Source organism: Cupriavidus sp. 05L310 (assembly GCF_056398185.1).
The window spans coordinates 1-20,279 of record NZ_JBFTOX010000101.1 but is presented as its reverse complement, the minus strand read 5'-3'; the positions used below and the strand labels follow the sequence as shown (position 1 = coordinate 20,279).

Genomic DNA, 20,279 nt, shown 5'->3' with positions numbered 1-20,279 from the left:
AGTCAGCCGTCTTGCGACGAAAGACCAGTTGGAAGTCTGCCCGCTTTCGCGTGGGATGATGTTTCAACCCCTATCCGAACCATTACAGCCCGGCATTCGCTTTTTCCAACCTCCCATACCCGCACAGCCAACAGCGTTCCTTGCGGTTCACTTGCCTGAGCCAATTGCGCTTCGGCAGCCATACGGGCTTACCACGTTCCCTGCACGTTACACGACTGGGTTAGGGTCCGCCTCTTCGCCGGTGGTCCATTGACGACGTGTCCCGAGGAACCAACGGGACAACCGACCACATACCGTTTTGGTTAGTGCCTATCAGCAGCTTTGGCACCGCAATGCTCACGGCGTTTACCGGCAGTTCACTTACATTACCCATACCAGCCAGCCTTGCTCCTCGACCCCATTGCTGCTCGGAGTCTCTGCCTTTCCGCCTCACGACGGCTAGACACCCTTACGGGGGCTACGTTGTCAGGAGAGCTTCACACCCCACCGTTACCAGTGACGCATGTCTCCCTAGGCTACTGCTAGTCGCATAGCAGGTTCTCTATCAGAGCACCCTTACGGGTGTGTCCGACCGAACCATAACGCGCAGAGCTTACGCTCCGGGACCTCACTTCCCTACTTCACGTACTCCTTTACTAGCGAGCGCTTGACGGCGGTGTACTCTCGCGAGTGCCTACCGTCCCAAAGAGCCTAGCGCCAGTCCATCCGGACCGGTTTGAATGCTATGTGGCACCCATACAACAAACTCCGTTGCATAGCCACCCGCCTCTCCGTGGAGAGGCGTTTACAGAGAACTCGCCCAAAGGCGAGTGTCCCCGCCCTTGGGCAATGGCTGGAAATCCATCCAGCAAAAAGCAAGCTGCAAATCCGGCCGGTGTTCTGGCCTTCCTCGCAACGTTCTAGACTCCCCCTGGCTGTTCGGCCTGGTTCATCTAAGCAAGAAATGGTTGGGATTGGACAGTTCGGGCCGAAACCCTCCCCTTGTCCCAACAAGGTCGATGCTCCTTACGTTGGAGCTACCCGGACACGATAGTGCGTGTCGCACGATTCCCGGCATTGTAGCGGAATCGCCTCGTACTAACGGTAACGGCTTGTATGCCGCAAGCATGCTGCAATAATGAAAAAGCGCCCCGAACAGGGGCGCTTTTTCGACTATCCAGTCACATCACGAGTCAAACACAGCGATTCAGGAACGGGCCAGTTTCAGCCCGCCATCGTCATGCAAGGCGCTACCGGCAACAACGGCCGGCTTCGCCTGGGCAGGCGCGCTCGGATGAGACGCGCCAGCCGCGGCACCATGGCCATTGCCGTTGGCACCGCCACTGCCATTGCCACCGTGACTGCCGATGGTGCTGGCCCCCGTACCGCCGCCGCCAACGGCCTGCGGCAGCGCCGGGCTGCGATCAACTCGTTCACGCAACTCCTTGCCCGCCTTGAAGTGCGGCACCCGTTTCTCGGGCACCAGCACTCTTTCGCCAGACTTGGGATTGCGCCCTACGCGCGGCGGACGCCGGTTCAGGCCAAAACTGCCGAATCCACGAATCTCGATGCGGTGGCCATCGGCCAGCGCTTCGGACATCGCATCGAGGATCGTCTTCACCGAGATGTCCGCATCCCGCAGCAGCAACTGCGGGAACCGGGCAGCCAGTTTTTCGACAAGCTCGGACTTGGTCATGGGCATCCGCTAGCAGGCGTAAGAACCGATGCTTACTGGTTGTCCTGGCCGAGCTTGGCCTTCAGCAGCGCGCCCAGGTTGGTCGTGCCAGCCGTGCCGGTGTCAGCGGCGAACTTTTGCATCGCTTCTTGCTGCTCGACGTTGTCCTTGGCCTTGATCGACAGGTTGATGTTGCGCGACTTGCGGTCCACATTCACCACCAGGGCGGTGATCTGCTCGCCTTCCTTCAGCACGTTGCGGGCATCTTCCACGCGGTCAGCCGAGATTTCGGATGCACGCAGGTAGCCTTCGACGTCGTCAGCCAGTTGCACAACGGCACCCTTGGCATCAACCGACTTGATCGTGCCATTGACCAGGGAACCCTTGTCGTTGGCCGAGATGAAGTTGTTGAACGGATCGCCCGACAGCTGCTTGATACCCAGCGAGATGCGTTCCTTGTCGACGTCGATGCCCAGAACCACGGCTTCCACTTCGTCGCCCTTCTTGTACTTGCGCACGGCTTCTTCGCCGGTTTCTTGCCAGGACAGGTCGGACAGGTGCACCAGGCCGTCGATGCCACCGGGCAGGCCGATGAACACGCCGAAGTCGGTGATCGACTTGATCTGGCCGCCCAGCTTGTCGCCCTTCTTGTGGTTACGGCTGAAATCGTCCCACGGATTGGCCTTGCATTGCTTCATGCCCAGGCTGATACGACGCTTGTCTTCGTCGATATCCAGAACCATGACTTCGACTTCGTCGCCCAGCTGGACAACCTTCGACGGAGCCACGTTCTTGTTGGTCCAGTCCATTTCGGAAACGTGGACCAGGCCTTCGATGCCGGCTTCGATTTCAACGAATGCGCCGTAATCGGTCAGGTTGGTCACCTTGCCGAACAGGCGGGTGCTTTGCGGGTAACGACGCGAGATGCCGACCCACGGATCTTCGCCCAGTTGCTTCACGCCCAGCGAGACGCGGTTCTTCTCTTGGTCGAACTTGAGGATCTTGGCGGTGATTTCCTGGCCAACCGACAGCACTTCGCTCGGGTGACGCACACGACGCCATGCCAGGTCGGTGATGTGCAGCAGGCCATCGATGCCACCCAGGTCCACGAATGCGCCGTAGTCCGTGATGTTCTTGACGATACCGTTGACGATGGCGCCTTCCTTCAGGGTTTCCATCAGCTTCTGGCGCTCTTCGCCCAGGGTCGCTTCCACAACGGCGCGGCGCGACAGCACCACGTTGTTGCGCTTGCGGTCCAGCTTGATGACCTTGAATTCCAGGGTCTTGCCTTCGTACGGCGTGGTGTCCTTGATCGGACGCACGTCGACCAGCGAGCCCGGCAGGAACGCGCGGATGCCGTTGACCATGACGGTCAGGCCGCCCTTGACCTTGCCCGTGACCGTGCCCGAGATGATTTCGCCGTCTTCCAGCGCCTTCTCGAGGTTCAGCCACGATGCCAGGCGCTTGGCCTTGTCGCGGGACAGGATGGTGTCGCCATAGCCGTTCTCGAGCGCGTCGATGGCCACGGAGACGTAGTCGCCGGCCTGCACTTCGAGTTCGCCCTGGTCGTTCAGGAACTCCTCCACCGGCACAAAGGCTTCCGATTTGAGGCCGGCGTTGACGACCACGAAATTGTGGTCGATGCGCACGACTTCAGCGGAAATCACTTCGCCAGCCTTCATATTGGAGCGGGCGACGGATTCCTCGAACAGTGCGGCAAAGGATTCGTTAGTTTGCAGGTCGGACATAAACTTGAGTATCAATCCGCAGTACTCGGGCCGGCGCGAGGATCGCGCTCAGTCTGCACCGGGCAGCGGGGTCAGGTTGAACAACACCGGCAGGTCTGCGCATGCAGGCACTACCGGCACTTCGGTGCGGCGGGCACGATGCGCGGGTCAGGAACCCGGCGCGGCGTACCACTGCAGCACCTGCGCCACCGCCTGATCCACCGTCATGTCGGAGGTATCGAGCAAGTGCGCATCCTGTGCGGGACGCAGCGGCGCGGCCGTGCGGGTACGATCCCGCTGGTCGCGCGACTCAAGGTCTCGCAAAAGGTCTTCGATATTAGCAGAAATTCCCTTATCAATCAATTGTTTATAGCGCCTGCGAGCGCGCGCTTCGACACTTGCGGTCAGGAATACCTTCAGGCGGGCATCGGGGAAAATCACCGTGCCCATGTCGCGGCCGTCGGCAACCAGGCCCGGCAGCTTGCGAAAACCGCGCTGCAGCGCCGTCAGGGCGTCGCGAACCGACTGGTGGACGGCAATGGCCGACGCCCGGTTGCCGGTGGCTTCCGCGCGGATGGCCAGGCTGACCTCTTCGCCGCTCAGCCAGACCCGATCGGGGCCGAACTTGACATCAAGGCGGCCTGCCAGCTTTGCAAGCCCCTCCACATCCTGTGCGTCAATGCCCACACGCTCGCTGGCAAGCGCGACCAGGCGGTACAGCGCACCGCTATCCAGCAGATGGAAGCTGAGTGCGTCCGCCACCTTGTGCGCTACGGTGCCCTTACCGGAGGCAGTGGGCCCGTCGATTGTGATGACGTCGACGATAGTCATTATTTATTGAAACAGAAAAGAATATTGATTTCTTAAATCAATTGAGAATCATTACCATGCAATCCATGGCGGGCGGCCCTGCAAATGGCAGGCGCTCCGGGCAGTCAAGACAACTCCGCGAGGCAATCTACCATGGCTAAGACCCTGTCGTTCGGCATCATGCACGTTGGTATTGCCTTTGGCGTCACTTACGCGCTGACCGGCAACCTGGCCGTCAGCGGCGCCGTGACCTTCATCGAACCGGCAGTCAATACTGTGGCGCATTACTTCTTCGACCGCTACTGGGACAGGCGCGAACGCCGCGACGAAGGCGTGCCCACCATTCCCCGCGAGGAGTCCCGCCCGATGCTGGCAGTGTGATCAGCGCACCACCGCCGCAAACGCGTCGAAGTAGTCCGGGAACGTCTTGGCCACGCAGCCAGGATCGTTGATGCGCACCGGCAACGGGCCGAAGGCAGCCAGCGAAAAGCACATGGCCATGCGGTGATCGTCATAGGTGTCGATGCCAGCGGCCGGCGTCTTCCACGCGGTTTGGGCCGGTGGCGTCACCTTCAGGTAATCCGCCCCCTCCTCCACCTCGACACCTAACTTGCGCAATTCCTTGGCCATGGCGCTGATGCGGTCGGTTTCCTTGACCCGCCAGCTCGCGATATTGGTAAGCGTGGTCGTGCCCTCGGCAAACAACGCCGCTACCGCCAGCGTCATGGCAGCGTCCGGGATATGGTTGCAATCCAACTCGATGCCGTGCAGGCGGCCATCGTCGCGCTCGGTACCGCGGACCTCGATCCAGTTGGCGCCCGCCATCACGTTGGCGCCCATGCGGTTGAGCGCCTCGGCAAACTTGACGTCGCCCTGGATGCTCGACATGCCCACGCCCTCCACCCGCAACGGACCGCCGCCAATAGCGCCGGCTGCCAGGAAGTAGGATGCCGAGGAGGCATCGCCTTCCACGAAGATCTCACCGGGCGAACGGTAGGCCGAACGCGCCGGCAGGATGAAACGCGACCAGCCTTCGCGCCTGACTTCGATGCCGAAGCGCGCCAGCAGGTTCAGCGTGATCTCCACGTAGGGCTTGGAGATCAACTCCCCGACGACCTCGATCTCGATGGTGTCGCCCGGCGCATCGGCCAGCGGCAGGGTCATCAGCAGCGCCGTCAGAAACTGGCTGGAAACGTCGCCGCGCACGCGGATCGGTGCATCGATGCGGATCTGCGCGGGCGATATCTGCAGGGGCGGATAACCCTCGGTACCAAGGTAGTCGACGTGAGCGCCAATCTGCCGCAGGCCATCGACAAGATCGCCGATCGGGCGCTCATGCATACGGGGCACGCCCGACAGCTTGTAGCTCCCACCCTGCAGCGCCAGTGCCGCGGTCAGCGGGCGAATGGCGGTGCCCGCATTGCCCATGAATAGTTCGGCCGCCTTGTTCGGGAAGTTGCCGCCCACGCCGCGCACCACGCAAGCGCCATCCTCCTGGCGCCACGCCACACCCAGCGTACGCAGCGCCTGCAACATCACACGCGTATCATCGGAGTCGAGCAAATCGCAGACGCGGGTCTCGCCGTCCGCGAGCGCCGCCAGTAGCAGCACACGGTTGGAGATGCTCTTGGAGCCCGGCAGGCGAACAGTGCCCGAGGCGCGAGTGAAAGGACCAAGCGTGAGATGTTCCATGATTTGCATGCTAGTTGGCCGGCCGCTCTTTATGAAGGGCGGGCCGCACCGTTGGTGACCTGATGACTTCGCGACGCGAGCGTTCAGGGCTCGACGTTGACAGCGGGTGCACGCTGCGCGCCCCATTGCTGGCGCGCCTGGCTGGCGCGCTGGAAGATGCGCTCCAGCCCCTCGCCGTTGCTGTTTTCTATCAGCGTCTTCAAATGCGCCAGCATCGCCTGGTAAGTGGTCAGCTCGCTCAGCATCGCCTCCCGGTTGCCAACGCAGATATCACGCCACATCTCCGGCGAGGACGCCGCGATACGGGTGAAATCGCGAAAGCCGCCGCCGGCGAAGTCGAGCTTCAGCGCCGCGTCCTCGGCATTGGCCACCTGGGCCACCAGCGCGTAGGACAGCAGGTGTGGCAGGTGGCTGACCGCGGCAAACACGGCATCGTGCTGCACGGCGGACATCACAAAGCAATCGGCACCGGCGGTCTCCCACATGGCGCGCACGGCAGCCACGTCGATGCGGACGTTTTCCTGCAGCGGGCACAATACGACCTTCTTGCCGGCATAGAGATCGGCCAGCGCGGCTTCCACGCCGTTCAGCTCGCGGCCCGCGATGGGATGGGCGGGCACGAACTGCGCCGCCTTGTCGCCCAGCGCGGTCTTGGCCGCAATGATGACGTCGGACTTGGTGCTGCCGGCGTCGGTGACGATGGTGGCCGGCTCGAGATGCGGCTCAAGTGCATGGAGCAGCGCAAAGGTCTGCGCCACCGGAGCGCAGAGCACGATGACGTTGGCGCCCTTGGCAGCCTCCTCCAGCGTCGCGGCTTCGTCGATCACGCCGAGCTTGAGGGCGCGCTCCAGCGAGGCCTGCGAGCGGCCTACGCCGACCACCGTGCCGACCGCCCCCGCACGCTTGAGCGCGAGCGCCAGCGAGCCGCCGATCAGGCCGACCCCGACTATAACGACACGGGAAAAATAAGGAGCGGACGCAGGAACGGTCACGGGGATACGCTGCCAGGCAAGGAAGTTCGGGAATCCGGCATTGTATCTCGTCTACGCCGGCCGACGGCGCCGCCAGTTGCGGCGGCACCAGCTGGCGAAGGCGCGGCGCCTACTTGAGCGCCCGTTCCAGCGCGGCGATGAAGGCCGCGTTTTCCTCAGGCAGGCCGATGGTCACGCGCAGCCATTGCGGCAGGTTGTAGTTGCCCACCGGACGCACGATCACGCCCTGCCTGAGCAGCGCCAGGTTGACGCGCGCGCCGGCGCCGTCGTCCTGGCCCACGCGCACCAGCACGAAATTGCCTGAAGATGGCACGTACTGCAGGCCGAGCCGGTCGAAGGCCGCCACCAGTTGCGCCTTGCCGGCACGGTTGCGTTCCGCGCTGCGCTTCAGGAAGGCCGTGTCGGCCAGCGCCGCCACCGCAGCGGCCTGCGCCAGGCTGTTGACGTTGAAAGGCTGGCGGATGCGGTTGAGCAGGTCGGTCAGCGCCGGCTGCGCGACCGCATAGCCGATGCGCAGGCCGGCCAGGCCATAAGCCTTGGAGAAGGTGCGCGAAACCAGCAGGTTCGGATACTTGCGGACCCACGCCACCGAGTCGTACTGCTGCGCGTCATCCAGGTATTCGTTGTAAGCCTCGTCCAGCACCACCACGACATCGGCCGGCACCTTGGCCAGGAAAGCCTCGATGGCCGCCGCCGGCAGGAAGGTGCCGGTCGGGTTGTTCGGGTTGGCGATAAAGATCAGGCGCGTATCCGGCACGATGGCGGCGGCCATGGCGTCGAGATCGTGCCCATAGTCACGGGCCTTGACCTCGATGGCGCGCGCGCCGATTTCCTGCGTGGCCAGCGCATACACCGCAAAGGAATGCTCGGCGTAGATGACCGACTCGCCCGGCTTCACCAGCGCGTGCGCGGCGATTTCCAGGATGTCATTGCTGCCGTTGCCCAGCGTGAGCCAGTCGGCCGGCACATCGAAACGGGCCGACAAGACAGCCTTCAGTTCGAAACCGTTGGCATCGGGGTAGCGGCCCAGGTCGGCGACGGCGGCGGCGATGGCCGTCCTGGCCGACTCGGGCATGCCGAGCGGGTTCTCGTTCGAGGCCAGCTTGACGATGGCGGACTCGTCCAGGCCGAATTCGCGCGCCACTTCGGAAATCGGCTTGCCCGCCACGTACGGAGAGATCGCCCGCACATACTCGGGACCGAACTGCTTGCCTTGCTCTGCCATCCTGGCTCCTTGGTGATCGTCTTTCGCGGATCGCGATCCGCGATCGCCGATCCGTTCTTCGGTCTGGCTGCCGCCCGGGCGGCAAGCCTTGCTATCGGCTGGACGGGTATGAACCCAGCACTTTGAAGTAAGCCGCGTTACGCCGGAGTTCTTCCAGTGCCCGCGCCACCGAGGCATCGTGCTGGTGCCCTTCCACGTCGACGTAGAAGTAGTACTCCCACGCGCCGCTGCGCGCCGGGCGCGACTCGAAGCGGCACATCGACACGCCGTTGTCGGCCAGCGGCGCCAGCAACTGGTAGACCGCGCCAGCCTTGTTGGGCACCGACAGGATCATCGAGGTCTGGTCGCTGCCCGAGGGCTCGGTCTCGTAGCGCCCGATCACCGCGAAACGCGTGCGGTTGTGCGGATCGTCCTGGATGTGCGTGCGCACCAGATGCAGGTGATAGCGATTGGCGGCGGACTCGCCGGCGATGGCCGCCACGGTGGGATCTTCGCTGGCCATGCGCGCCGCTTCCGCATTGCTCGATACGGCCTGGCGCTCCAGATGCGGGTAGTTGGCCGTTAGCCAGTGCTGGCACTGCGCCAGCGCCTGCGCGTGTGCGCGCACCACGGTCACGCCCTTCATGTCCGGCGACGACGCCATCAGGTTGTGATGCACCTTCAGCGCGATTTCGCCGCTGATTTTCAGCGAGGTCTGCAGGAACAGGTCCAGCGTGCGGGACACCGCGCCCTCGGTGGAATTCTCCACCGGCACCACGCCGTACTCCACGGTGCCGGCCTCCACCGCGCGGAACACCTCGTCGATGCTCGGGCACGGCACGCCGCTCACCTCGTGGCCGAAATGCGCGTACAGCGCCTGCTCGGAGAACGTGCCAGCGGGGCCCAGGAAAGCAACTTCAAGCGGCTTTTCCAGGCCGCGGCAGGCGGACATCACCTCGCGCCAGATCGCCGCCACGCTGTCGTCGAGCAGCGGGCCGGGATTGGCGCCCTGCACCTTGCGAATCACCTGCAGCTCGCGTTCCGGACGGAACACCGGCGCGCCATACTTCTTCTTGACCTCGCCCACATCGAGGGCGAGTTGCGCACGGCGATTCAACATTGCCAGCAGTTCGCGGTCCAGCTTGTCGATCTGCTCGCGCAACGGCGTCAGTTCGACGCCCAGCGCCTTCTCGGCCGCGCCATTGTCCGGCTGCGCCTCCTCCTGCGCGATGTCTTTGTCTTGATTTGTCATTGTATGAATCCGCTACGCCACGTCATTGCGAAGTGGCCCTGGAAAAAACCGAATCGGCACAGGGCGGCAGCGCCAGGAGACGCCGCCGCAAACGAAGGATCAGGCCGCGGTGCGCTCGAAGTCGCGCATGTACTCGATCAGGGCGGCGACGCCCTCGAGCGGCATGGCGTTGTAGAAGCTGGCACGCATGCCGCCGACGGACTTGTGGCCCTTGAGCTGTACCAGCCCCCTGGCGCGCGCACCGGCCAGGAAGGCATCGTTGCGCGATTCGTCAGCCAGGAAGAACGGCACATTCATGCGCGAGCGGCAGCTCGGATCGATATCGTTGCGGTAGAACGCGCTTTGATCCAAGAACTCATAAAACGCGTGCGCCTTGGCGATATTGCGTTGCTCGATCGCATCCACGCCGCCCTGCGCCTTGAGCCACTTGAAGACCAGCCCGGCGATGTAAATGGAATAGGTCGGCGGCGTGTTGTACATCGAGTCATGCTCGGCCACCAGGCGCCAGTTGAAGGCGGTGGGGCAAAGCGGATGCGCATGGCCCAGCAGGTCTTCGCGCACGATCACGATGGTCAGGCCGGCCGGCCCGATATTCTTCTGCGCGCCGCCGTAGGCCACCTGCACGCGCGACCAGTCGACCGGGCGCGACAGGATGTGGCTGGAGACGTCGGCCACCACCACCGGCCCGCCGTCGCGGTGCTGGCCGATATCGGGCACGTCCTGGAACTCGACACCGACGATGGTCTCGTTGGTGCACAGGTGTACATAGGCGGCATCGTCCGACAGGTTCCAGTCGGACACATCCGGGATACGCACGAATTTTTGCGCGGTGCTGGAGGCCGCGATATTGACCTCGCCATAGCGGCGCGCCTCCTGCTCGGACTTCACCGACCACGTGCCGGTGACAACGAAGTCCGCCTTGGGGCGTTCCGCTTTCAGGCGAGACATCAGGTTGAGCGGCACGATGCCGTTCTCGCCAATGGCACCGCCCTGCAGGAACAGGATGCGGAAATCTTTCGGCACGTGCAGCAACTCGCGCAGGTTCGCCAGCGCTTCTGCCTGGATCCCCTCGAACTCGCGGCTACGGTGGCTCATCTCCATCACCGAGACCCCGGTACCGTGCCAGGACAGCATCTCGTCGGCCGCCTGCAGCAACACTTCGGTCGGCAGGGCCGCCGGACCGGGCGAGAAGTTATAGACACGCTCGGCCACGGCGCGCTGCATCATGGCGGCAAGTGCTGGATTCTGGGGTTCGTTCATGGATCGGGATGGAAATGAAAAATGGCTGCCGGTGTTACCCAAGCAGCCATTATCCATCAAACCCGCGCCAGATAGGGGAGCCGGGGATAGTGCCCCGTACGCCCCACCGGCCCGCCGGCAAATTACTTCGAAGCGGCGGCGATTTCCTTCTCGGCTGCGTCGCGCATCGACTTGCCAACCTGCGGGCCGTACTTCTGCATCATCGAGCCCCAGATTTCCTGCGTAGCCTTGCCTTGGTTCGCCATGAACTTCTGGCCCGTGGGCGACTTCAGGAACGTGGTCAGATCCTTGATTTCCTGAGCGCTGTAGTATTTGGCGAAGGCGTCGTAGTGGGCCTTCATGGCGTCGCTCTTGAAGCCATCGGTGGTGAACGCCGTACCGGCGCCGTCCACCATGCGCTGCACGGCGCCATTCTTCTTGAGCTTGTCGACGGCGGCTTGCTTCTGCTTGTCGTTGAGCGTCTTGTTCTCGACCAGTACCTGCTCCAGAACCATGGGCGCTTCCTGCTTGGCGCCCTGCTGCCAGTTCTCGGCCTGGCCCTTGACGGCCTGGTCGGCCTGCATCACGGTCAGGAGCTCCTTGATGGCAGCGGTCTTGTCCGCATCCTGGGCATGCGCCGCGTTGGCCAGCATCATGGCCGGCACGAAGGCAGCCAGAACAGCGATACGTCGATAGGTTTTGAACATTGTGACTCCCTGGTAAATATGTCCGTTTTAGTCCCGCAGCCGGCAATCGAGTTCCGGCTATCGGGTCAATGTTGCAACAACTTACGAATTGGATCCCGTGTCAGGGGTGCCAGCCTCGGTGCCGTCCTGCGCACCTGCCCCCGGCTCTCCCTCGGCAGCAGCATCGGCCCCATCGAGTTCTTCACCCGCCACACCGTTGTCGGCGTCGCTTTCGACGATTCGCTGCAGGCCGGAAAGCTTGGTGCCTTCGTCCACGTTGATCAGGGTCACGCCTTGCGTGGCGCGGCCCATCTCGCGGATTTCAGATACGCGCGTACGGATCAGCACACCGCCGGTCGTGATCAGCATGATCTCGTCTTCCGGCGACACTAGCGCGGCAGCCACCACCCGGCCATTGCGCTCGCTGGTCTGGATCGCAATCATGCCCTTGGTGCCCCGGCCGTGTCGAGTGTACTCGGCGATCGGGGTACGCTTGCCATAGCCATTTTCGGTGGCGGTCAGCACACTGCCCACCGCTACGTCCTGCTCGCTGGTCTCGGCCGGTGCCACCAGCATGGCGATCACGGTCTGGCTTTCTTCCAGGTTCATGCCGCGCACGCCGCGCGCCTGCCGGCCCATCGGGCGCACATCGTTTTCATCGAAGCGCACTGCCTTGCCGGAGTCCGAGAACAGCATCACATCGTGCTGGCCATCCGTGACGGCGGCGCCAATCAGGTAGTCGCCCTCGTCGAGATCGACAGCGATGATGCCGGCCTTGCGCGGGTTGGAGAACTCGGTCAGCGCCGTCTTCTTCACGGTGCCGCGCGCGGTGCCCATGAAGATGAAATGCTCGGCGTCAAACTGGCGCACCGGCAGGATGACGTTGATCTTCTCGCCGTCAGACAGCGGGAACATATTGACGATCGGCCTGCCGCGCGAGTTGCGCGACCCCTGCGGCACCTCGTACACCTTCAGCCAGTACAGCCGGCCGCGGTTCGAGAAGCACAGGATGTAGTCGTGCGTGTTGGCGACGAACAGCGTGTCGATCCAGTCGTCTTCCTTGGTGGCGGTCGCCAGCTTGCCCCGCCCGCCGCGCTTCTGCGCCCGGTACTCGGAGATCGGCTGGCTCTTCATATAGCCGCTGTGCGACAGCGTGACCACCATGTCCTGCGGCGTGATCAGGTCCTCGGTATCCAGCTCGGTCGCATTGAGCTCGATATGCGAGCGGCGCAGGTCACCGAACTCCGCGCGGATGGCGGTCAGCTCGTCGGTGATGATGGTGCTGATGCGCTCCGGCCGGGACAAGATATCGAGCAGGTCGGAGATGACCGCCATGACGTCCCGGTATTCCTGGACGATCTTGTCCTGCTCCAGGCCCGTCAGGCGCTGCAGGCGCATCTGCAGGATTTCCTGGGCCTGCGAGTCGGACAGGCGGTACAGGCCGTCGCCCTGCATGCCGAAGATGGCTGGCAGGCCGTCGGGGCGGTAGGAAGCGCGGCCGCCCGGCGTGTCGCCTTCGGCGCGTGCCAGCATCTCGCGCACCAGGCTCGAATCCCACGCCTTCGCCATCAGCCCTTGCTTGGCGATGGGGGGCGTAGGCGCTGCCTTGATGATGGCAATGAACTCGTCGATATTGGCCAGCGCGACCGCCAGGCCTTCCAGCACGTGGCCACGCTCGCGCGCCTTGCGCAGCTCGAACACGGTGCGGCGGGTGACGACCTCGCGCCGGTGCGACAGGAAGCACTCCAGCATCTGGCGCAGGTTCAGCAGGCGCGGCTGGCCGTCGACCAGCGCCACCATGTTCATGCCGAAGGTATCCTGCAGCTGGGTGTGCTTGTAGAGGTTGTTCAGCACCACCTCGGGCACTTCGTTGCGCTTTAGCTCGATCACCACGCGCATGCCGGACTTGTCGGACTCGTCGCGGATATCCGAGATGCCTTCGACCTTCTTGTCCGTCACCAGCTCGGCAATGCGCTCCAGCAAGGTGCGCTTGTTGACCTGGTAGGGCAGCTCGTCGACGATGATCGCCTGGCGCTGGCCACGATCGATATCCTCGAAGTGCGTCTTGGCGCGCATGACGACGCGGCCACGGCCGGTGCGGTAGCCTTCGCGCACGCCCTGGATGCCATAGATAATGCCCGCGGTCGGGAAATCCGGCGCCGGAATCAGCTCGATCAGCTCGTCGACCGTGGCTTGCGGATTGCGCAGCAGGTGCAGGCAGCCGTCGACCACTTCGTTGAGGTTGTGCGGCGGGATATTGGTGGCCATGCCCACCGCGATACCCGACGATCCATTAATCAGCAGATTAGGGATGCGCGCCGGCAGAATCAGCGGCTCATTCTCCGAGCCGTCATAATTCGGCCCGAAATCGACAGTTTCCTTATCGATATCGAGCAACATCTCGTGGGCGATCTTGGACAGGCGGATTTCGGTATAACGCATGGCTGCCGCGTTATCCCCGTCCACCGACCCGAAATTACCCTGGCCATCGACCAGCATGTAGCGCAGGGAGAAATTCTGCGCCATGCGCACGATCGTATCGTATACAGCAGTGTCGCCGTGGGGGTGATACTTACCGATCACATCCCCTACGATACGCGCCGATTTCTTGTACGGCCGGTTCCAGTCATTGTTAAGCTCATGCATCGCATAGAGCACACGCCGATGTACCGGCTTCAAGCCATCCCGGACATCGGGAAGCGCGCGCCCTACGATCACGCTCATTGCGTAATCGAGATAAGAGCGGCGCATTTCCTCTTCGAGGGAGACCGGAAGGGTTTCTTTGGCGAATTGATCCATTGCGGCGTGGGTTATCCGGCGAATTTAAACAGAAGGCCCCCAGGTGAATCACCATTCGCCAAGCGGCGTCCGGCAGTAGGGCAACGTGGCATTCTAACATGCGCCGCTGCCCTCCCCCGCAGCCGCCTCCCCCCCCTCCAAAGGGCCTTTGACGACGCCGGGAAACGACGAGAAAGGCCGCTGCGAAAATCCTGCAAGCCCGGCCAGACAAGGGTTTGCGGGCATCGCAAGAGCCATGTTGCACAAACACCACAGGCCCAAAACCCATTGGTGGAATCGAATATATTTACTTCTTAGGAAACGACCCTTGTGGCACAATTCCCCAGCGAAGAGCCAGACATTGTTCGAAGTGGAGCATACACCGCATCGAGAATGTTATACTCCGAAGAATGTATGACTTGTTTCCGTCCATTTGCTCGCAGTAACCCTGCGGTGATCTCATCCTGAGAGGAGAAATATGAAAAAATTTGCCAAGCTCGCGCTCGTTGCAGCTACCGCAGTAATGGCTGCATCCGCTCAAGCCCAGTCCGTCCCCTACGAAAAGAAGGCTGTGAACGATAACTGGGGCAACGGTACGAGCGAGTACGTGTGGAAGAACGGCACGAACGAGCTCTGCTGGCGCGACAGTTCGTGGACCCCGGCCACCGCCAACGCACTGTGCGACGGCGCCCTGGCTCCGGCGGCCGTTCCGGTGGCACCGCCCGCAGCGGTTGCTCCTCCGGTTGTTTCCAGCGAAAAGGTCACTTTCGCTGCTGACACCCTGTTCGACTTCGACAAGGCTGTCCTGAAGCCGGAAGGCAAGGCCAAGCTGGACGACCTGACCTCCAAGCTGTCCGGCATCACCCTGGAAGTGATTATCGCAGTTGGCCACACCGACTCGTTCGGTTCGGACAAGTACAACGATCGCCTGTCGATCCGTCGTGCTGAAGCCGTCAAGGCCTATCTGGTCAGCAAGGGCGTGGAAGCCAACCGTGTGTACACGGAAGGCAAGGGCAAGCGTCAGCTGAAGGTTGACCCGAAGTCGTGCAAGGGCAACCGCAAGGCGCAGATCGCCTGCCAGCAGCCGAACCGCCGCGTGGAAGTCGAAGTGGTCGGCACCCGCAGCGCACGTTAATCGGATCCTTTCCGATGAAAAAAAGCCCAGCGCGAGCTGGGCTTTTTTTTTGATACAGTGGCTGCATACTTTCCGCTCTCGCGCCGCCGCCTGGCCGCGCGCCAAAATCCATGACGCAGATCTCCCCTCCGCACCATCCCACCGTTGAAACCACCCAGCTCGGCAGGAATGCCGATGCCCGCGAAATCGACAAATTCAGCGAGCTGGCCCACCGCTGGTGGGACCCGGAGAGCGAGTTCAAGCCGCTGCACGAACTCAATCCCTTGCGGCTCGGCTGGATCGACGGCATTGCCGCGCTCGAGGGCAAGCAGGTGGTCGACATTGGCTGCGGGGGCGGCATCCTCGCCGAAAGCATGGCGCGAACCGGCGCCACGGTGCGGGGCATCGACTTGTCCACCAAGGCGCTCAAGGTCGCCGACCTGCACAGCCTGGAGTCAGGTGTCCCGGTGACCTATGAAGAAATCGCTGCCGAGGCGCTGGCTGCCCGCATGCCTGCCGGTTTCGACGTAGTGACCTGCATGGAAATGCTGGAGCACGTGCCGGACCCGCAGTCGATCGTGCGAGCCTGCGCAACCCTGGTACGGCCGGGCGGGCATGTGTTCTGCTCCACCATCAATCGCAATTTCAAGGCCTATATGCTGGCCGTGGTCGGCGCCGAGTACGTACTCAGGATGCTGCCGCGCGGCACGCATGACTACGACAAGTTCATCACGCCGTCTGAGCTCGCGCGCTATGCGCGCAATGCAGGGCTTGAACTCGTCGAGATGCGCGGCATGAGCTACAACCCGCTGACCCAGGTCTACTCGCTGGGCAAGGACACCGATGTGAATTACCTGATGGCGTTTCACCGCCCCGCCTGAATATGCGCACCTACGACGCAGTCTTCTTCGATCTCGACGGCACCCTCGCCGACACGGCCCCGGATCTGGCCGCGGCAGCCAACCGGCTGGTCACCGAGCATGGCCGCCCTCCCGTGGCGTACGAGCAACTCCGTCCGGTCGCTTCGCACGGCGCCCGTGGACTGATCGGCGCGGCCTTTGGCAAGAGCCCGGCCGACCCTGAGTTTCCCGGCCTGCGAGACACGTTCCTGGACTATTACGAGGCCGACATCGCGGTGCATACACGCCTGTTCGATGGCATGGCCGAGGTCCTGGACGCGCTGGAAACCGCCGGCATCCGCTGGGGCATCGTCACCAACAAAATCACCCGCTTCACCGCGCCGCTCGTCGCCGCCATCGGCCTGGCGCCCCGCGCCTCGGCGGTGGTCAGCGGCGATACCACGGCGCACGCCAAGCCCCACCCGGCACCGCTGCTCCACGCGGCTGACATCAGCGGCGTGGCGCCCGAACGCTGCGTGTATGTCGGCGACGACCTGCGCGACATCCAGGCAGGCAAGGCCGCCGGCATGATCACGATCACCGCCGCCTATGGCTACTGTGGCGATGGCGAACCGCCCGAGGCATGGGGCGCCGACTACCTGGTGCGCCACCCAAGCGAACTGATCGCGCTGCTGGCTCCGGCGGGAGCGCGCTGAGGTCGGAAAGGCTCCCTGGGAACCCGCCAACACGTCGGGCCTCCAACGGAGTACAATCTCAGTTCTTGACACTGTTCACACAGTTCACGCAGGGGCCGACCTGGTTTCGACGTGGGTTACAAAGCAGTGGAGGGCATACCGAGGACCCGTCACCTCGTTAATCAATGGGAATGCAATAACTGCTAACGACGAACGTTACGCACTGGCCGCTTAATTGCGGCCGTCCTCGCACTGGCTCGCTGGCGGGCTAGAGTCGCAAGACTACGCGAGGTCATATACGCCAGATAAGCCCTGAGTGAGTCACGAACCCAGGGACGAAAATCTAGTGACTCGCCGTTGTAGAGCGTGTTCGTCCGCGATGCACCGGTTAAATCAAATGACAGAACTAAGTATGTAGAACTCTCTGTGGAGGGCTTGCGGACGCGGGTTCGATTCCCGCCGGCTCCACCAAATACTAGTTTCAGGTTAATCCTGGACGTTCCAAAAGCCCGGTATATCCGGGCTTTTTCTTTGGTTTCGCGGGATTTAGCGTCCCATACGGTGCCGGGGCATTTCTTTACAGCCCAAGCATTTTGGGGGTAACTTTCGGGGTAGCTTGTTACCCCCAAAATAGTTACCCCCAAATGCCACTCACCGACACCGCCATCAAGAACGCCAAGCCAGGCGAGAAACCCGTCAAGCTGTACGACGCTGACGGCCTGTTGCTGTGGGTTGCCCCCAGCGGCGGCAAGTGGTGGCGACTCAAGTACCGGCTCGGGGGTAAGGAAAAGATGCTTTCCCTTGGCACATACCCCGAGGTGGGTTTGCGTGAAGCCCGCGAGCGCCGCGACGAGGCCCGCCGGCGGCTGGCTGATGGCATCGACCCCAGCGCCCACCGCAAGGCGGCCAAGAGCACCAAGGCACTGCGTGAGGCCAATAGCTTCGAGCTGGTCGCGCGCGAGTGGCACGCCAAGTACGCAAGCACCTGGTCAGCCAGCCACGGCGTGCGCATCCTGCGCCGCTTAGAAGCCAACGCCTTCCCCTGGATCGGCGGTAAGCCCACGGCCGACCTCAAGCCAGCCGACGTGCTGGAAGTGCTGCGGCGGGTGGAGCACCGCGGCACCCTGGAAACCGCTCACCGCCTACGCGACAACATCGGCCAGGCGATGCGCTACGCCGTGGCCACCGGCCGGGCTGAGCGAGATATCACCGCCGACCTGCGGGGCGCCCTGCCGCCGGTACAGAAACAGCATTTCGCGGCGATCACCGAGCCCACTAAGGTAGGCGAGTTGCTGCGCGCCATCGACGGCTATAGCGGCACTTTCCCCGTTACGTGCGCCCTCAAGCTCGCCCCCCTCCTGTTCCAGCGCCCCGGCGAACTGCGCCTGGCCGAGTGGCCGGAGTTCGACCTGGACAGTGCCACGTGGGAAATCCCGGCTGGCCGCATGAAGCGGACCAAGCAAGGCAAGGCCGAGGGAGCGGCGCATATCGTGCCGCTGCCGAGTCAAGCGGTAGCCATCCTCCGCGAGCTGCACACCTTGACCGGCACCGGCCGCTATGTGCTGCCTGGCGTTCGCTCGCCCAGCCGCCCCATGAGCGACAACACCATCAATGCCGGACTACGGCGCATGGGCTACGACAACGAGACCATGACGGGCCACGGTTTCCGGGCCATGGCACGCACCATACTGGACGAAGTCCTAGCCTTCCCGCCGGCCATCATCGAGGCGCAGCTCGCGCACGCCGTCAAAGATCCGCTCGGCCGTGCGTACAACCGCACCGCGCACCTGCCGCAGCGACGAGACATGATGCAGCGATGGGCCGACTACCTGGACGAGCTGAAGCGAGGGGCACAGATCCTGTCCTTTGGCGCTGACCAAGCGGCATAGGTTGGGGCTCCCGCCGAGCACCAGGCGGACATACCGGGCGCCAGATCCCCAAATAGGGTCGAGCACCTTGACCCTAGCCGCTCCCCTAATCGAGGCTGGATTTTGACCCCCGCGCGGCGGCGGCCTAAGCGGCCGTTTTGCCCGCCCCCCTTGCATCGCGAGCCGCGCCAGCCCACCAGGTCTATGAGATAGTTTGAGGAATTCCATATACCAGCGTTGAACCGAACCAATGAGCGCACACACGATAACGCAACGCCTAATTGAAGAAGGCATCGCAGCCAAGGCGCACTTCCAAGTCTGGTGGGCACTCGATAATCTGGCGAGACCCAAGTATCTACCAACGATGAACGACCTGAGTTACGTTGACTTCTTTCATGCGTCGGGTTCTGGGCACTTCAAACTGTTCTTCATCGCACTGTCAAAGATCTTTGATCGTGACAACCGCGTCGCTGGCATAAGCCAGCTCAAGAGCGCGCTGCGGTCGGAAGGACGTTCGCAAAGCGCACTTCGTATCGAGACAGCGCTGAAACCGCTGGCACCTAGGATCAAGCGAGTTCTGAAGATTCGCAACCAGTCTATTGCCCACAACGAGTACGCGTTACCTCGAAAGAAAGTCTACGAAACCAATGGAATCACCCCAAATGAAATAAGGGAGATTATCAACGTGGTCTGTGGCGCGATAAACGAGACCGCAAGGGAGCTGGGAATTAACAATACGATCTTCGAAAGCGACCGCCTCGAGCGGGCAACTCTCGCCTTGCTTGGCACGCTTGAGAAGGGGCAGGCAAGACCCGACACAAACCAGCGCGAGGACGAACACACCAGGCAGTGACCAGGAAATTAACTCACCCTAGGTGGCATTTTTTTTCTAGAAAACAAGCGGCCTGAACCTTTGCCGCACAGCCGAATCCATCTACCTACTAGTCGGTAATTAATTCACCCTAGGAGCCCTTTTGTCTAGAGAACGAATGCGGTGCGAATGACCCCCATGAGATCGCCCCCCGGAAGGACCCGCGTGCGCCAGACCACACCCAGAGCGGCACTACCCCGCCTAGGGCGGGAGGTGCCGAGCACCCCTGCTAGATGCCATTCACATTTCCTGATTGACTAGACGACATCCCGACACAATTCCGTCGATCAACTTGGAAGTCATTTTCAAAACATGGTGACAGTGGTGACACCCTGTGGATAAGTTCGGCAAGCCGCTCTAGATCGACGGTTTGCGCGTCACCAGAAACAGCTGGTGACGCGGGTCCCGAGCTGGTGACGCTGGTGACAAGTGGCACCAGGCCTGACAATAAATCAACGGTTTCCGGGCGACTGCGAGCGCCAATATGCCGAACAAACCGGCCGCTACAACTATTCAGATTTTTTCAATAAACAACCCTCTAAAGCCCCGCCGCTGCCCCTCGACCTATTGGAGCTAGGCTCAATCGGTCCATTTTGTCGCGCGGATAGAGCCTCCACCAGGCCGCCACCGCCGCACCGCAAAGGCGCTCACGCTACAGGCCACCACGGCACGCATGAGGAGGCATAGGGCGTCACCACCTGGTCGACATCGAGCGGCGAGCCTGCGGCCCGCTGCGGGCGTTACCGGTGCACCACCGCCCGATCTATCGTGATGATGGACGGCGCTGCCGCGCCGGGTGGCAGGCCGCTGGCATCGAGCGGTAGACACGCCGCCGGCACGCGTGTCTTGGAGCTGGCC

The 20,279-nt window shown here is 62.7% G+C and carries 16 protein-coding genes and 1 other RNA gene; 7 read left to right on the top strand and 10 right to left on the bottom strand.

Features of this window, described 5'->3' with window-relative positions; genetic code table 11:
• Positions 1–1,186 precede the first annotated feature (1,186 nt).
• The 3 genes from AC1DS6_RS40710 to cmk form a co-directional block, all read right to left on the bottom strand.
• Entirely contained in the window at positions 1,187–1,675 is a 489-nt protein-coding gene (locus AC1DS6_RS40710; RefSeq protein ID WP_441631149.1) for an integration host factor subunit beta, read from the bottom strand.
• 32 nt (positions 1,676–1,707) lie between these two features.
• On the bottom strand, positions 1,708–3,402 hold the full coding sequence (gene rpsA / locus AC1DS6_RS40705) for a 30S ribosomal protein S1 (RefSeq protein ID WP_035860300.1): 1,695 nt from the start codon (positions 3,400–3,402) through the stop codon (positions 1,708–1,710).
• A 147-nt stretch (positions 3,403–3,549) separates the two neighbouring features.
• Positions 3,550–4,212 carry a (d)CMP kinase gene (gene cmk, locus AC1DS6_RS40700; RefSeq protein ID WP_441631151.1) on the bottom strand — a complete coding sequence of 221 codons (663 nt, stop codon included), beginning with the start codon at positions 4,210–4,212 and terminating at the stop codon, positions 3,550–3,552.
• A 132-nt stretch (positions 4,213–4,344) separates the two neighbouring features.
• On the opposite strand from cmk, the gene AC1DS6_RS40695 reads away from it, so the two are divergent.
• Positions 4,345–4,572 (top strand): DUF2061 domain-containing protein, encoded by a 228-nt coding sequence (locus tag AC1DS6_RS40695; RefSeq protein ID WP_477104639.1) that lies wholly within the window; start codon positions 4,345–4,347, stop codon positions 4,570–4,572.
• Here AC1DS6_RS40695 and aroA read toward each other — a convergent pair whose 3' ends face one another.
• The 7 genes from aroA to gyrA form a co-directional block, all read right to left on the bottom strand.
• The gene (gene aroA, locus AC1DS6_RS40690) at positions 4,573–5,883 is read right to left on the bottom strand and encodes a 3-phosphoshikimate 1-carboxyvinyltransferase (protein WP_441631200.1); all 1,311 of its coding nucleotides are present in this window, start codon (positions 5,881–5,883) and stop codon (positions 4,573–4,575) included.
• 83 nt (positions 5,884–5,966) lie between these two features.
• On the bottom strand, positions 5,967–6,875 hold the full coding sequence (locus AC1DS6_RS40685) for a prephenate dehydrogenase (protein WP_477104638.1): 909 nt from the start codon (positions 6,873–6,875) through the stop codon (positions 5,967–5,969).
• A gap of 109 nt (positions 6,876–6,984) precedes the next feature.
• Entirely contained in the window at positions 6,985–8,100 is a 1,116-nt protein-coding gene (hisC, locus tag AC1DS6_RS40680; RefSeq protein ID WP_441631157.1) for a histidinol-phosphate transaminase, read from the bottom strand.
• Positions 8,101–8,191: 91 nt separating this feature from the next.
• Positions 8,192–9,331, bottom strand: a complete 1,140-nt coding sequence (gene pheA / locus AC1DS6_RS40675; RefSeq protein WP_035860282.1) for a prephenate dehydratase — start codon at positions 9,329–9,331, stop codon at positions 8,192–8,194.
• Positions 9,332–9,430: 99 nt separating this feature from the next.
• Positions 9,431–10,591 carry a 3-phosphoserine/phosphohydroxythreonine transaminase gene (gene serC, locus AC1DS6_RS40670; protein ID WP_441631160.1) on the bottom strand — a complete coding sequence of 387 codons (1,161 nt, stop codon included), beginning with the start codon at positions 10,589–10,591 and terminating at the stop codon, positions 9,431–9,433.
• Between the two features lie 122 nt (positions 10,592–10,713).
• On the bottom strand, positions 10,714–11,277 hold the full coding sequence (locus AC1DS6_RS40665; protein ID WP_035860275.1) for a DUF2059 domain-containing protein: 564 nt from the start codon (positions 11,275–11,277) through the stop codon (positions 10,714–10,716).
• An 81-nt stretch (positions 11,278–11,358) separates the two neighbouring features.
• Positions 11,359–14,055 (bottom strand): DNA gyrase subunit A, encoded by a 2,697-nt coding sequence (gyrA, locus tag AC1DS6_RS40660; protein ID WP_441631162.1) that lies wholly within the window; start codon positions 14,053–14,055, stop codon positions 11,359–11,361.
• 457 nt (positions 14,056–14,512) lie between these two features.
• Between gyrA and ompA the strand changes: the two genes are divergently transcribed.
• The 6 genes from ompA (at position 14,513) to AC1DS6_RS40630 (ending at position 19,403) form a co-directional block, all read left to right on the top strand.
• Positions 14,513–15,169, top strand: a complete 657-nt coding sequence (gene ompA / locus AC1DS6_RS40655; protein WP_441631164.1) for an outer membrane protein OmpA — start codon at positions 14,513–14,515, stop codon at positions 15,167–15,169.
• A gap of 110 nt (positions 15,170–15,279) precedes the next feature.
• Complete coding sequence (gene ubiG / locus AC1DS6_RS40650) at positions 15,280–16,029, top strand: bifunctional 2-polyprenyl-6-hydroxyphenol methylase/3-demethylubiquinol 3-O-methyltransferase UbiG (protein ID WP_477104637.1); 750 nt, start codon at positions 15,280–15,282, stop codon at positions 16,027–16,029.
• Between the two features lie 2 nt (positions 16,030–16,031).
• A complete protein-coding gene (gph, locus tag AC1DS6_RS40645) occupies positions 16,032–16,703 on the top strand; it encodes a phosphoglycolate phosphatase (RefSeq protein WP_441631168.1) in 672 nt (223 codons plus the stop codon).
• A 91-nt stretch (positions 16,704–16,794) separates the two neighbouring features.
• Positions 16,795–17,153, top strand: a transfer-messenger RNA (tmRNA) gene (gene ssrA / locus AC1DS6_RS40640).
• 173 nt (positions 17,154–17,326) lie between these two features.
• Positions 17,327–18,571 carry a tyrosine-type recombinase/integrase gene (locus tag AC1DS6_RS40635; RefSeq protein ID WP_477104636.1) on the top strand — a complete coding sequence of 415 codons (1,245 nt, stop codon included), beginning with the start codon at positions 17,327–17,329 and terminating at the stop codon, positions 18,569–18,571.
• A gap of 229 nt (positions 18,572–18,800) precedes the next feature.
• On the top strand, positions 18,801–19,403 hold the full coding sequence (locus AC1DS6_RS40630) for an AbiU2 domain-containing protein (protein WP_477104635.1): 603 nt from the start codon (positions 18,801–18,803) through the stop codon (positions 19,401–19,403).
• The last annotated feature ends 876 nt before the right edge of the window (positions 19,404–20,279 follow it).

What these genes read in the sequence shown, in the direction of transcription:
- AC1DS6_RS40710 (WP_441631149.1), bottom strand. Translation starts at nt 1,675, where the DNA reads ATGACCAAGTCCGAGCTTGTCGAAAAACTGGCTGCCCGGTTCCCGCAG.
- rpsA (WP_035860300.1), bottom strand. Translation starts at nt 3,402, where the DNA reads ATGTCCGACCTGCAAACTAACGAATCCTTTGCCGCACTGTTCGAGGAA.
- cmk (WP_441631151.1), bottom strand. Translation starts at nt 4,212, where the DNA reads ATGACTATCGTCGACGTCATCACAATCGACGGGCCCACTGCCTCCGGT.
- AC1DS6_RS40695 (WP_477104639.1), top strand. Translation starts at nt 4,345, where the DNA reads ATGGCTAAGACCCTGTCGTTCGGCATCATGCACGTTGGTATTGCCTTT.
- aroA (WP_441631200.1), bottom strand. Translation starts at nt 5,883, where the DNA reads ATGGAACATCTCACGCTTGGTCCTTTCACTCGCGCCTCGGGCACTGTT.
- hisC (WP_441631157.1), bottom strand. Translation starts at nt 8,100, where the DNA reads ATGGCAGAGCAAGGCAAGCAGTTCGGTCCCGAGTATGTGCGGGCGATC.
- pheA (WP_035860282.1), bottom strand. Translation starts at nt 9,331, where the DNA reads ATGACAAATCAAGACAAAGACATCGCGCAGGAGGAGGCGCAGCCGGAC.
- serC (WP_441631160.1), bottom strand. Translation starts at nt 10,591, where the DNA reads ATGAACGAACCCCAGAATCCAGCACTTGCCGCCATGATGCAGCGCGCC.
- AC1DS6_RS40665 (WP_035860275.1), bottom strand. Translation starts at nt 11,277, where the DNA reads ATGTTCAAAACCTATCGACGTATCGCTGTTCTGGCTGCCTTCGTGCCG.
- gyrA (WP_441631162.1), bottom strand. Translation starts at nt 14,055, where the DNA reads ATGGATCAATTCGCCAAAGAAACCCTTCCGGTCTCCCTCGAAGAGGAA.
- ompA (WP_441631164.1), top strand. Translation starts at nt 14,513, where the DNA reads ATGAAAAAATTTGCCAAGCTCGCGCTCGTTGCAGCTACCGCAGTAATG.
- ubiG (WP_477104637.1), top strand. Translation starts at nt 15,280, where the DNA reads ATGACGCAGATCTCCCCTCCGCACCATCCCACCGTTGAAACCACCCAG.
- gph (WP_441631168.1), top strand. Translation starts at nt 16,032, where the DNA reads ATGCGCACCTACGACGCAGTCTTCTTCGATCTCGACGGCACCCTCGCC.
- AC1DS6_RS40635 (WP_477104636.1), top strand. Translation starts at nt 17,327, where the DNA reads ATGCCACTCACCGACACCGCCATCAAGAACGCCAAGCCAGGCGAGAAA.
- AC1DS6_RS40630 (WP_477104635.1), top strand. Translation starts at nt 18,801, where the DNA reads ATGAGCGCACACACGATAACGCAACGCCTAATTGAAGAAGGCATCGCA.